This is a genomic window from Emcibacter sp. (assembly GCF_048269205.1).
Taxonomy (GTDB): domain Bacteria; phylum Pseudomonadota; class Alphaproteobacteria; order Sphingomonadales; family Emcibacteraceae; genus Emcibacter.
This window is the reverse complement of record NZ_JBLXJC010000001.1, coordinates 391,552-403,628: the sequence shown is the minus strand read 5'-3', so window position 1 is coordinate 403,628 and position 12,077 is coordinate 391,552. Positions and strand designations below refer to the sequence as shown.

Annotated in this window: 11 protein-coding genes; 5 read left to right on the top strand and 6 right to left on the bottom strand. The window is 56.4% G+C overall.

Annotated elements, in window-relative coordinates:
* Positions 1 to 15: 15 nt before the first annotated feature.
* The 4 genes from ACN0YD_RS01850 to ACN0YD_RS01835 are packed head-to-tail and all read right to left on the bottom strand — an operon-like array spanning position 16 to position 5,306.
* Positions 16 to 912, bottom strand: coding sequence for a hydroxymethylglutaryl-CoA lyase (locus ACN0YD_RS01850; RefSeq protein WP_417316937.1), 897 nt, complete (start codon positions 910 to 912; stop codon positions 16 to 18).
* Complete coding sequence (locus ACN0YD_RS01845; protein ID WP_417316936.1) at positions 909 to 2,897, bottom strand: acetyl-CoA carboxylase biotin carboxylase subunit; 1,989 nt, start codon at positions 2,895 to 2,897, stop codon at positions 909 to 911. The genes ACN0YD_RS01850 and ACN0YD_RS01845 overlap by 4 nt, the downstream gene beginning before the upstream one ends.
* A 3-nt stretch (positions 2,898 to 2,900) precedes the next feature.
* Positions 2,901 to 3,695, bottom strand: coding sequence for an enoyl-CoA hydratase-related protein (locus ACN0YD_RS01840; RefSeq protein WP_417316935.1), 795 nt, complete (start codon positions 3,693 to 3,695; stop codon positions 2,901 to 2,903).
* A gap of 3 nt (positions 3,696 to 3,698) precedes the next feature.
* Positions 3,699 to 5,306 carry a carboxyl transferase domain-containing protein gene (locus ACN0YD_RS01835; protein WP_417316934.1) on the bottom strand — a complete coding sequence of 536 codons (1,608 nt, stop codon included), beginning with the start codon at positions 5,304 to 5,306 and terminating at the stop codon, positions 3,699 to 3,701.
* A 133-nt stretch (positions 5,307 to 5,439) separates the two neighbouring features.
* Between ACN0YD_RS01835 and ACN0YD_RS01830 the strand changes: the two genes are divergently transcribed.
* Positions 5,440 to 6,333 (top strand): LysR family transcriptional regulator, encoded by an 894-nt coding sequence (locus ACN0YD_RS01830; protein ID WP_417316933.1) that lies wholly within the window; start codon positions 5,440 to 5,442, stop codon positions 6,331 to 6,333.
* A complete protein-coding gene (locus tag ACN0YD_RS01825; RefSeq protein ID WP_417316932.1) occupies positions 6,333 to 7,208 on the top strand; it encodes an AEC family transporter in 876 nt (291 codons plus the stop codon). Before ACN0YD_RS01830 ends, ACN0YD_RS01825 begins: the two co-directional genes overlap by 1 nt.
* 238 nt (positions 7,209 to 7,446) lie before the next feature.
* On the opposite strand, the gene ACN0YD_RS01820 is transcribed toward ACN0YD_RS01825, so the two are convergent.
* Complete coding sequence (locus ACN0YD_RS01820; protein ID WP_417316931.1) at positions 7,447 to 7,719, bottom strand: BolA family protein; 273 nt, start codon at positions 7,717 to 7,719, stop codon at positions 7,447 to 7,449.
* A 112-nt stretch (positions 7,720 to 7,831) separates the two neighbouring features.
* Between ACN0YD_RS01820 and ACN0YD_RS01815 the strand changes: the two genes are divergently transcribed.
* Genes ACN0YD_RS01815 through cobT form a run of 3 tightly spaced genes read left to right on the top strand, consistent with a single transcriptional unit; the run spans position 7,832 to position 11,307 of the window.
* Positions 7,832 to 8,425, top strand: a complete 594-nt coding sequence (locus tag ACN0YD_RS01815) for a J domain-containing protein (protein ID WP_417316930.1) — start codon at positions 7,832 to 7,834, stop codon at positions 8,423 to 8,425.
* The gene (gene cobS / locus ACN0YD_RS01810; RefSeq protein WP_417316929.1) at positions 8,422 to 9,432 is read left to right on the top strand and encodes a cobaltochelatase subunit CobS; all 1,011 of its coding nucleotides are present in this window, start codon (positions 8,422 to 8,424) and stop codon (positions 9,430 to 9,432) included. The genes ACN0YD_RS01815 and cobS overlap by 4 nt, the downstream gene beginning before the upstream one ends.
* A 15-nt stretch (positions 9,433 to 9,447) precedes the next feature.
* Positions 9,448 to 11,307 carry a cobaltochelatase subunit CobT gene (gene cobT, locus ACN0YD_RS01805; protein WP_417316928.1) on the top strand — a complete coding sequence of 620 codons (1,860 nt, stop codon included), beginning with the start codon at positions 9,448 to 9,450 and terminating at the stop codon, positions 11,305 to 11,307.
* Positions 11,308 to 11,335: 28 nt separating this feature from the next.
* Here the strand turns inward: cobT and ACN0YD_RS01800 are convergent, their stop codons facing one another.
* Entirely contained in the window at positions 11,336 to 11,980 is a 645-nt protein-coding gene (locus ACN0YD_RS01800) for a TetR/AcrR family transcriptional regulator (protein WP_417316927.1), read from the bottom strand.
* Between the last annotated feature and the right edge of the window lie 97 nt (positions 11,981 to 12,077).

Here is a 12,077-nt window from a genome sequence, read left to right as displayed (position 1 = left end):
TCGTTAATTTGGAGCCTAGTCAGGTCTCCCTAAAGCTATCGCAACCTTTGAAGCCGGAGGTCTGCCCAGTACGTCCGCAATATACCAGGCAGCTTTGACAAGTTTCTCCAGATCAACGCCGGTTTGGAATCCCATGCCATTCAGCATGTAGAGGACATCTTCCGTCGCCACATTGCCGGAGGCTCCCTTCGCATAGGGGCAGCCGCCAAGGCCAGCGATGGAACTGTCAATGACCCGCACGCCACGCTCCAGCCCGGTCAATATATTGGCCAGGGCCTGTCCGTAGGTATCATGGCAATGCAGGGCAATTTTTTCGACCGCTATACGGTCCAGCACCACCTCAAGCATGTCAGCCATGCTTTTCGGTGTTCCCACACCGATGGTGTCACCGAGGGAGACTTCATAACATCCCATTGCCAGAAGCCTCTCGGTCATGTCGGCCACCGCCGACGGTGCAATGTCGCCCTCGTATGGGCAACCAACAATACAGGATACATAACCGCGCAGGGCCACGCCCGAAGCCTTTGCCTTTTCCACAACCGGTTCAAACCGGTCCAGACTCTCGGCAATGCTGCAGTTTATGTTTTTTTGACTAAAGCTTTCCGATGCCGCACCAAAAATGGCCACTTCCTGCGCCCCGGCATCAAGCGCCGCCTCCAGCCCCTTCATATTGGGGGTAAGAACCGGGTAGGTAACGCCTTCCCGCTTCGGCAGGGCTGCCATGACATCAGCATTGTCACCCATCTGCGGCACCCATTTGGGGGACACAAAACTGGTCGCCTCGATATGGGTCAGGCCCGCATCGGCGAGAAGCTCGATCAGCCTGACCTTGACATCGGTGGGCACCACCTGCTTTTCATTCTGCAGGCCGTCCCGCGGGCCGACCTCATACAGCCTTACATGGTCCGTCATTGTTCCGGTTCCGTGATTTTTACCAGCACCTGGCCGTCAGAGACCTGGTCGCCTTCCCCGGCGGAAAGTTTTTCCACCGTTCCGGCCACCGGAGCCTTCAGGGTGTGTTCCATTTTCATGGCTTCCAGCACCAGAAGAGGCTGGCCGGCTTGCACCTCGTCACCTTCAGCCACCATCAGACGGCTCAGCTTGCCGGGCATGGGAGTAACGATGACACCGCTGCCGCCGGCTTCCTCGGCATCCTCTGCCCCGGGCACGAAGTGATGCAGGTAATGAACCCGGCCGTCACAAAAGACCGTCAGGTCCTTGCCGGCTTCGGCGACGGTCGCATGAACCTCCCGATCGCCATTCATCATCAGAAAGATGCGGCCGTCCTCATCATGCACATGGTTGACGCTTGCCTCGCCCACGTCACCGGATATCCGGAATCCGTTTTCCAGATATTCAACGATGATTTCATGACGCTGCTCCCCCTCCAGGAACACCAGCGGCGCTTTCAAAGACATATTCATACGCCAGCCGTCGGTCCAGCCAAAGGGGTCGGTTCCTTCACCGTTGCGTCCGAGAATACGTACCGCCGCACAGGCGAGAGTCTCCATCCCGGCTTTTTTGCCGGACGGCAGAAGCGCCTCTGCATGATGTTCGATGAAATGGGTGTCCACATCACCGTCCCTGAAGGCGGGATGATCAAATATGGCCGCCAGGAATTCCAGATTGGTCCTGACACCGGCCACCGAGGTCTTGCGCAGAGCCCGGGCCATCTGCCGCAGAGCCCCGGTGCGGGTACGGTCCCAGACAATCAGCTTGGCGATCATGGGGTCATAATAGATGGAAACCTCGTCCCCTTCCTCGATCCCCGTATCCAGCCGGAAATGTTCATCCCGCGCAGGAGTACGGAAATGGTGGAGCGTGCCGGTCTGGGGCAGAAAGTTATTGGCCGGATCCTCGGCATAAAGGCGCACCTCGAAAGCATGACCGTTGAGGGCCAGTTGCTCCTGGGAGAGCGGCAGGGGATCACCGGACGCCACCCGAAGCTGCCATTCCACAAGATCCTGTCCGGTGATCAGTTCGGTGACCGGATGCTCCACCTGCAAACGGGTGTTCATTTCCATGAAGTAAAAGCTGTCTTCGGTCAGGCCGCGGCCGGAATCGACGATAAACTCGATAGTCCCCGCACCGCAATAGCTGATGGCCTTGGCCGCCTTGACCGCTGCCTCGCCCATGGCCTGGCGCACGGCCTCCGGCATATCAGGGGCCGGAGCTTCCTCGACCACCTTCTGATGGCGGCGCTGCAGGGAACAGTCACGCTCGAACAGATGCACCGCATCGCCGTGACTGTCAGCGAAGACCTGCACCTCGATATGGCGGGGACGGGTCAGATATTTTTCGATCAGCACATGGGCGTTGCCGAAGGAGGCCTTGGCTTCCCGCTGGCAGCTTTCCAGCGAGGAAAGGAAGTCCTCCGCTTTCTGCACCAGCCGCATGCCCTTGCCGCCGCCGCCGGCCACCGCCTTGATCAGCACCGGATAGCCGATTTCATCGGCTTCACTTTTCAACAAGGCGGGGTCCTGATCTTTGCCCTGATAGCCAGGCACCACCGGCACGCCGGCTTCCTGCATCAGTTCCTTGGCCTTGTCCTTGAGGCCCATGGCCCGGATGCTGTCGGCGGACGGACCGATGAAAGTAATCCCCGCCTTGGCGCAGGCTTCGGCGAATTCGGCATTTTCCGACAGGAAGCCATAGCCCGGATGAATGCCCTGGGCACCGGTCTTTTTGGCCACCTCGATCAGCAGGTCGCCCTTGAGGTAGCTGTTGGCGGCTTCCGGCGCACCGATATGCACCGCCTCGTCGGCAAGGCGCACATGGCGGGCATGTTCGTCCGCATCGGAATAGACCGCAACGGTGCGCACCGCATTCCTGCGGGCGGTTTCAATAATACGGCAGGCAATCTCGCCGCGATTGGCGATAAGTATTTTGTCAAACATGCCTTATCCTTCCGTCCAGCCCGGTTTGCGTTTCTCAAAGAAAGCGGTAATACCCTCTTTCGCCTCGCCACCGGCACGGGTAGAGGCAATACGTTCCGCACTATCCTCGATGATTTCCGTTTCCAGCGGACGGAAGGCATAGTCCAGAACCAGTTTTTTGGACGCCGCCATGGCCTTCGGCGCTGACAGCTTTACATCCACCAGGACTTTTTCCAGGATTTCGGCCATATGCTCGTCCGTGTCAGCCACTTCATGCACCAGGCCGATCTCTTTCGCCTTGTCGCCGAAAAAGGCCTCTCCCGTCTGGAAGTAGCGCTTGGCCTGTCGCGGCCCGATCGCTGCAATAACATAGGGTGAGATAGTGGCCGGGATCAGACCCAGCTTCACTTCCGAAAGGGAAAAACGGGTATCCCTGTGGGCAATGACAAGATCACAACAGGACACCAGGCCGAGTCCGCCCCCCATGGCCGCCCCGTGTACAAAAGCAATCGTCAGCTTGGGCATCTCGTATAAATGTTTCAGCATATAGGCCAGTGCCTCCGCATCGGCCTTATTCTGGTCATGGCTGAAATCGGCGGCCCGTTTCATCCAGTCCAGGTCGGCCCCGGCGGAGAAACCCTTGCCATTACCGGAAATGATCACCGCCTTGACTGTGTCGTCCCCGCCAAGATCCCGGAAGGTCTCTGTCAGTTTGCGGATCATGTCTTCGTTAAAGGCGTTGCGGACCTCCGGGCGGTTGAGCGTTACCCGGGCCAGACCGTTTGCCTGCTTCTCTACCTTTAAAATCTCTGCGCTCATGACTTACATCCTGAATATGCCGAATTTGGTTTTCTCGATGGGGGCGTTGAGACTGGCGGAAAGGCCCAGACCAAGCACCCGGCGCGTATCCGCCGGATCGATCACCCCGTCATCCCACAGCCGGGCGGAGGCGTAATAGGGATGCCCCTGCAGCTCATATTGTTCCATGATCGGTTTGCGGAACTCTTCTTCCTCTTCCGCCGACCAGCTCTGGCCGGCGCGCTCCATGCCGTCTCTTTTCACAGTTGCCAGAACGCCTGCCGCCTGCTCTCCGCCCATAACGGAAATGCGGGCATTGGGCCACATCCACAGGAAGCGCGGGTTATAGGCCCTGCCGCACATGCCGTAGTTACCGGCCCCGAAGGAACCGCCGATGATCACCGTGAATTTCGGCACCCGGGCGCAGGAGACGGCGGTCACCATTTTGGCCCCGTCCTTGGCGATGCCGCCTGATTCATATTTGCGTCCGACCATGAAGCCGGTGATATTCTGCAGGAACACCAGCGGGATACCCCGCTGACTGCAAAGCTCCACAAAGTGGGCGCCTTTGAGCGCGCTCTCGGAAAACAGCACGCCGTTGTTGGCGACGATGCCGACCGGCATGCCGTAGATATGGGCGAAACCGCACACAAGCGTCGTGCCGTAGCGTTTCTTGAATTCGTCAAAGTCGCTGCCGTCAACAATACGGGCAATCACCTCGCGCACATCATAGGGAACTTTGGGGTCGGCAGGCACCACACCGTAAATTTCTTTCGGGTCATAGGCCGGTTCACAACTTTCCTTCAGTTCCAGCTGGGCGGGCTTGAGACGGTTCAGATGCGAGATACTGCGCCGGGCAATTTCCAGGGCGTCATTATCGTCCTGGGCCAGATGATCGGCCACTCCGGAAATGCGGGTATGCACGTCACCGCCTCCCAGGTCTTCCGCGCTGACTTCCTCACCCGTTGCCGCCTTAACCAGCGGCGGTCCGGCCAGAAAGATGGTGCCCTGCTCCTTAACGATTATGCTCTCGTCGCTCATGGCCGGGACGTAAGCCCCGCCGGCGGTACAGGAGCCCATCACCACAGCAATCTGGGGAATGCCCTTGGCGGACATATTGGCCTGGTTATAGAAAATGCGTCCGAAATGAAGTTTGTCCGGGAAGACCTCGTCCTGATTCGGCAGGTTGGCGCCGCCGCTGTCCACAAGATAGATACAGGGCAGATTATTCTGCTCGGCGATTTCCTGGGCACGCAGGTGTTTCTTGACGGTCAGGGGATAATAGGTGCCGCCCTTCACGGTGGCATCGTTGCAGACGATCATACATTCCCGACCGGCCACACGGCCGATCCCGGCGATCACACCGGCGGCGGGAATATTGTCGTCATAGACCCCATAGGCAGCAAGCTGCGAGAGCTCAAGAAATGGAGAGCCCCGGTCCAGAAGCCGTTTAACCCGGTCACGAGGCAGAAGCTTGCCGCGGCTCAGGTGACGCTCGCGAGACCGCTCCCCTCCCCCCTGTTCAATGGCGGTAATTTTCTGTTTCAGGTTCTCAACCAGTGCCTGCATGGCCTCCGTATTGGCCCTGAAGTCCGCACCGTTGACATCCAGATCGGATTTTAACTGGGTCATACCTTGTTTCTCGATGGTTTGTTGTGACCCGGCCAGTGTATCAAAAGCCGACCCATAGAAAAAATCACTAATATTTATTTGTGTGATAGAAGGTTTCTATTATTCTGAAGTAATGTAATTCAGGAACGTTGTGATGATCGAACTATACCAGCTACGCTATTTCCTCGCAGTTGTGGAAACCGGCAGCTTTACCAAGGCTGCGGAACGGGTCTATGTCACCCAGCCGACCCTGTCGGCAGGCATCCAGAAACTGGAGGCGGCGCTGGAGACGAAACTGTTCGACCGCTCCAGCAGACGGGTATTTCTTACCGAAAGCGGCAGTCGTTTCGTGGATCGGGCTAAGGCCATCCTGCACCAGGTAAGCCTGGCCGAAGCGGAAATGGGCGATACGGACAACCCTAAAATTCTGAGATTCGGGGTGTTGATGACCATTCCGGCGGATACGGTCCAGCAGCTTCTCCAGCCTTATCTGCGGGAGGAAGGCGGCCTTGTCATCGAACTGTTTGAAGGGACCGAACAGGAAATCCTCAACCGGCTGGATTCGGGACAGGTGGATATTGCGCTCACCATTCTGCGCCCCGGACAAAAGGGGAAGACCGTGGCGCTCTACCGGGACCGCTATTCACTGGCCATTCCCGCTCACCACCCGCTGGCCGAAAAAAAAATCATCCAGCCTCGCGATCTGGCCGATGCGCCAACCATTGTGCGTTCCCGTTGTGAACTGCTAAGCGAAACCAGCCGTTTTTTTACCGACCACAATGTTCGGCCGCGTCTGGTCTATCGTACGCCACAGGATGAACGGGCGCTGATGATGGTGGCCGCAGGTATCGGCTTCACAACCATGCCCGACCAATACACCATGGAAGGGGTTGCGCGCCTGCCCATGGAAGGTTATGACTTTGAACGGCAGATCGGCCTGATCTGGACCGGGCACCACTTAAGTCCGGAACGGGAAAACCTGCTCAGCCGCTTCAGCATGCATGCAAAAAGCCAGCTCCCCGATCTGGCCTATAAAGGTAGTCCCTGATGTTTTCCCAGTTGTTCGCCGTAACTGCACCAGTTTTCCTGATTGCCCTGCTGGGTTTCGCCTGGGTCAAACGGGGCCAGAATTACCCTTCGGATTTCGTCACCGTCATGAATATGAACATCGGTGCCCCCGCGCTGGTGTTCAACGGTCTGATCGGTCTCGGCGACAACCTCCTGGAATCTATAGACTTCGTCATCGCCTCTTTTGCGGTCATTGTCGCCCTTCTGGTACTCAGCACCCTGATCAGTCTCGCCTTGCGCCTTCCGGGCCGGGGCTACATCATTGCCCTTTATTCAACCAACAGCGGCAACATGGGCCTTCCCCTGTGTTTGTTTGCCTTCGGTGAGGCTGGACTGGGACTGGGAGTGGTCTTTTTCGCCGTATCCGTGGTTTTCCAGTTCACTGTCGCCCTGGCCATCAGTCATGGCAGCATCAGCCCGGCGGCTCTGGCGCGGGTCAGCCTGCTTTGGGGAATAGCCTTCGCCCTGTTTTTTATTTTCACCGGTACTACGCCACCGGCCTGGCTCACCAATACCACCGAACTGCTCGGCGGCCTCACCATCCCTCTGATGCTGCTTACTCTCGGCGCATCCCTCGCCCGGCTCAAAGTGGAAAATTCGGGTCAGCTGATGGCCCTGTCCGCCGTCAAGATCGCCATGGGTGTCGGAGTGGCTTTTCTCATCACCTGGCTATTCGGTTTCAGCGGCGTGGAAAGAAATGTCCTGATTCTCCAGAGCAGTATGCCCGTGGCCATATTCAGCTATCTTCTCGCCAGCCAATACAATCGCAATCCCCAGGAAGTGGCGGCGATGGTGTTTTTTTCAACCCTCATATCCGTTCTGACCGTGCCGCTTTTGCTGACATGGATGCTGTAAAACGCTTTTGATAGGAAAAACGGGACTTCAAGAGCAAAGAAAGGGACGGGGCTTTATAGTCGTTACCACACAAACCTGTTACCACACAGGAACAATCCTCCGTATAATCCCGGCTCTGCCTTGACTGCCTGAGCCCCGCTCCCTGCCTCTGAAATACCGGGATCAAGATGATTGTATACAATCGAAATATCACTAAATGATATAAATTACAAGTACTAACCGTAGTTTAAGATCCAGGTTATTTAGCATCTGACGGGGCTTTCAAATTCAAGGTCAGGGCATGTACCGGACCGGCAAGTTCATCAGCCAGAATTTTATAGACCAGCCTCTGGCGCTGAACGCGGTTCAGATCATCAAAGACAGATGACACAGCTTCCACATGGAAATGGGTTTCTCCCTCCGGCCGGGCGCCCGCATGCCCCGCATGATCGCAGGACTGGTCGATGACCTCCAGTTGTTCCGGGGTAAGTTCCCGGGTCAGTTTTTCCCTGATGGATGCAGCTACTTTCATGTCTTTTTTTCCTTGTCTGATTTCTTTCTATTTGCGCCGGATACGCTATGGGTTCAAGTCCCGGCAGCAGATAAATTTTGAAATTTGCGCCCGACGATATATCTATTGACGTATGAAGGATAATACAGCCCGACCACATCCCGGCCTCGATCTGGGACAAAAAAAGGATATTCAGTCCTGCGATCACCCCGATTGCCGGGAGGAAGGCCTGTTCCGGGCGCCCAAATCCCGCGACCGGCCTGATGACTATTACTGGTTCTGCAAACCCCATGTGCGCGATTACAACACAAGCTGGGATTTTTTCGCCGATATGGACCGGGACCAGATCAACGCCTGGCAGCGGGACAGCCAGACCTGGCACCGCCCCACCTGGCGCATGGGAACCCGCCCCATGGGTGGCATGGACGGCATTCGCGATGACATGGGCATTTTTGAGGATCTTGCGGGTTTTGCGGGCCGTTTTACGGAAAATGCCCCCCCGAATCCCGGAAAAAGCACCTATGGCGCCGAAGATATGCGGCAACTGGCCATACTTGGTCTTGACGAATCGGCCACAATCGCCGACATAAAGAATGCATACAAAAAGCTGGTTAAACGATACCATCCGGATGTAAACGGAAATGACGCCTCCGCAGAAGACAAGTTCAAGGAAATCGTCAACGCCTACCATCATATGACCAGCCTCAAATCAGGAAGTTCAGAATGACAGTTTCAGGATCTGACCAGAGTTATAACGATCTGCCCGACATCAAGGTCAACGTCCGGCAGGTTTTCGGCATCGACAGCGATATGGAAGTCCCCGCCTTTGCGGACCGGGATGAACATGTACCGGATCTGGACGATAACTATATTTTCGATCATGACACCACGCTTGCCATACTGGCCGGTTTTGCCTTTAACCGCAGGGTCATGATCCAGGGCTATCACGGCACCGGCAAATCCACCCATATCGAACAGGTGGCGGCCCGCCTGAACTGGCCCTGTATACGGATCAATCTGGACAGTCATATCAGCCGTATCGACCTTGTGGGCAAAGACGCCATTGTGCTGAAGGACGGCGTCCAGGTGACCGAATTCCAGGAAGGCATCCTGCCCTGGGCCCTTCAGAACCCCACTGCGCTGGTCTTTGACGAATATGACGCCGGGCGACCGGATGTGATGTTTGTGATCCAGAGGGTGCTGGAGGTTTCCGGCAAGCTTACCCTGCTGGACCAGAACAAGGTGATCCGCCCCCATCCGGCCTTCCGTCTGTTTGCCACGGCCAATACCATCGGCCTTGGCGATACTTCCGGCCTGTATCACGGTACACAACAGATCAACCAGGGGCAGATGGACCGCTGGAACATCGTCACCACACTCAACTATCTGGCCCATGAAATGGAAGAGGACATTATCCTCGCCAAAATGCCAGCCCTGAACAGTGACGATGGCAAAAAACTGATCAAACAGATGGTCCAGGTGGCCGACCTGACGCGGAACGGGTTTATCAATGGCGACATTTCAACAGTCATGTCACCGCGTACGGTGCTGACATGGGCGGAAAATAATGCCATTTTCCACGACCCTGCCTTTGCGTTCCGGGTTACCTTCCTCAACAAATGTGACGAGATGGAGCGTCCCCTGGTGGCGGAATATTACCAGCGCTGTTTTGGCGAGGAACTGCCCGAAGCGCCGGCACAGGGACTGACCGGCAACGCACCGGTTGTCAACTAACAGGCGGATTTTCCGGTGAGTAAAACCAGCAATCGCGAGATCGAGAAATTCAAGCAGGCGGTGACATCCACCGTCCGGGCGATTGCCGGTGACGCCACCATTGATGTGACTTTCGGACCGGAAGCAAACGCCCGACCGGGACAAAGCCCCCGCCTGCCCCTTGTCAGCCAAGACCTGCCTGCCGCCGAAGTAACCCTGACCCGTGGATACGGCGACGCCTACGCCCTGCGCCAGCGGTTTCACAATGACGCCCTGCACCGGAAAAACGCGCCGACACTGCCGGATGCCCGGTCAATCTATGATGCCATGGAAAATGCCCGGGTCGAGGCCATTGGCAGCACCCACATGAAAGGGGTTGCCGGTAACCTGGATGCCCTGACACGGAAATATTACAAGGATCACAAGCTGGAAGCCTCCGGCAGTCTGGACGAAGCGGCAATCGGTGAGGTAATGAACCTTCTGGTCCGGGAGAAACTCACCCACCAGGCGCCACCGGATGATGCCCGGGAGGCCGTCAATGCGCTCAGACCCCTGATCGAGGAAAAAGCTTCCAGGCATCTGGACCAGCTGACAACGGCAATGGAAGACCAGGAAGCGTTCAGCAGGATCAGCCGCCAGGTGATCTCTGACCTCGGACTGGCAGAAAACCTGAATCCCGACGAACAGCCCGAGGACAGTGACGAGGAAAGCCAGGACCAGCAGGATCAGCAGGAAGAACAGGGCGACGAGGATATGGATCAGGACCAGTCTTCCGACGCCAGTACCGACACAAGCGACAGCGGGGAAAGCCAGGAGGATAGTTCCAGTACGGAATCTGGTGCGGACCTGACTCCGGAACAGCTTGAGGAACTGCTGAACGAAGCTGCGCTGGAACAAATGTCGGAAGTGCCTTGGGCGCATATGAGCAATCATCCTGGTCAGGGCCCCATCACCAGCTACAAGGTCTACACAACAGAATTTGATGAATATGTGTCTGCCGAGGAATTATGCGACCCGGACGAGCTTATCCACCTGAGAAAAACTCTGGATCAGCAGTTGAGCCATCTTCAGGGCATGGTCACGAAGCTTGCCAACCGGCTGCAGCGCATGCTGATGGCCCAGCAGAGACGATCCTGGGACTTCGATCTGGAAGAAGGCATGCTGGATACGGCGCGGCTGACCCGGGTGGTCACCAATCCGTTGCATCCCCTTACCTTCAAGATGGAAAATGAGACCGATTTCAAGGACACGGTGGTCACCCTGCTGATCGATAACTCCGGTTCCATGCGCGGCCGCCCCATCACCATTGCCGCCATGTGCGCCGACATTCTGGCCCGTACCCTGGAACGCTGCGGTGTCAAGGTGGAGATCCTGGGCTTCACCACCCGGGCCTGGAAAGGCGGCAAGTCACGAACCCAATGGCTCGAGAATAACAAGCCCAAGAATCCGGGGCGGCTCAACGACCTCAGGCATATCGTTTACAAGACCGCCGATACGCCCTGGCGGCGGGCCAATACAAATCTGGGCCTGATGCTTCGGGAAGGGCTGCTCAAAGAAAATATCGACGGGGAGAGCCTGCTCTGGGCCCATAACCGGCTGATCAGCCGGCCGGAGGAGCGACGCATTCTTATGGTCATCTCCGACGGCGCACCGGTGGATGACAGCACTCTGTCCTCAAATAACGCCAATTTTCTGGAAGATCACCTGAGGGCCGTTATCGACTGGATTGAAAAAAAATCACCTGTCGAGCTTCTGGCCATTGGCATCGGGCACGATGTGACCCGCTATTACCAGAATGCCATTACCATCATGGATGCGGAACAACTGGGCGGCGCCATTACCGAACAGCTTGCCGCCCTGTTTGACGAAAAACCGGCAAGGCGCAAACTGAACTAGAATAGTCGGGAAGCGACCGGGATTGCCCCTACATGGAACGTATCCAGCTTTTCAGCTGGCTGAACTGGTTGCGAAGCATCGCCTCGTCGCCGGCTGCTGAAGACAACAGTGTCACCCCGTACAGCGCCCCGGCAAGGCGTGTCGCCAGATCCGGTGCATCATCCACAAAGCTCATGTGATGAAACTGCTCGGTGACCCACTCCAGACGTCGGCTGACCAGTTTCCGTGCCGCCTTTTCCAGCGCGGCCGGGCTTTCATTCTTAAGGTCCAGATAGAGACGGGTGATGGGACAACCGTATTGTACCAACTCATCTGCTTCATCAATGAGGCTGTCGATCAGGCAGCTCAGACGCTGCCTGGGGTTTGACTGCTCTTCGGTTTTCTCCAGAATTTCAGTCAGACGGCTGTTGTGCAGTTCGATCACCTTGAGACAGATGTCGTCCTTTGACTTGAAGCAATTGGTAATCTCGTCGACGGAAAGACAGATGTCTTCGGAAATGTCCTCGAGAGTGGTTTTGTGATAACCCTTTTTGCGCATGAGAACAATGGCAGACAGGACAATCCTGTCCGCATTAATCTGTTTAAGGTCCCGACTCTTGGAGTTCTCCTTCACGGCTTTGCCCCCAGTTGGCAAACTCTCCGTCTTCGCCTCTTCTGCGATCTGAGTCTGCATTGTCTGCTTTCTCTTTGTTTTTACATATTTTCTGCCTTTTATAGTGTTTCATCAAATTCTTAACATATTGTTATGAAAAACATTCAACTTTACAGAA

Excerpts from the sequence above, each read along its gene's own strand:
- ACN0YD_RS01840 (WP_417316935.1), bottom strand. The coding sequence starts at position 3,695 with ATGAGCGCAGAGATTTTAAAGGTAGAGAAGCAGGCAAACGGTCTGGCC.
- ACN0YD_RS01825 (WP_417316932.1), top strand. The coding sequence starts at position 6,333 with ATGTTTTCCCAGTTGTTCGCCGTAACTGCACCAGTTTTCCTGATTGCC.
- ACN0YD_RS01845 (WP_417316936.1), bottom strand. The coding sequence starts at position 2,897 with ATGTTTGACAAAATACTTATCGCCAATCGCGGCGAGATTGCCTGCCGT.
- ACN0YD_RS01820 (WP_417316931.1), bottom strand. The coding sequence starts at position 7,719 with ATGAAAGTAGCTGCATCCATCAGGGAAAAACTGACCCGGGAACTTACC.
- ACN0YD_RS01835 (WP_417316934.1), bottom strand. The coding sequence starts at position 5,306 with ATGACCCAGTTAAAATCCGATCTGGATGTCAACGGTGCGGACTTCAGG.
- cobS (WP_417316929.1), top strand. The coding sequence starts at position 8,422 with ATGACAGTTTCAGGATCTGACCAGAGTTATAACGATCTGCCCGACATC.
- ACN0YD_RS01830 (WP_417316933.1), top strand. The coding sequence starts at position 5,440 with ATGATCGAACTATACCAGCTACGCTATTTCCTCGCAGTTGTGGAAACC.
- ACN0YD_RS01815 (WP_417316930.1), top strand. The coding sequence starts at position 7,832 with ATGAAGGATAATACAGCCCGACCACATCCCGGCCTCGATCTGGGACAA.
- ACN0YD_RS01800 (WP_417316927.1), bottom strand. The coding sequence starts at position 11,980 with ATGCAGACTCAGATCGCAGAAGAGGCGAAGACGGAGAGTTTGCCAACT.
- ACN0YD_RS01850 (WP_417316937.1), bottom strand. The coding sequence starts at position 912 with ATGACGGACCATGTAAGGCTGTATGAGGTCGGCCCGCGGGACGGCCTG.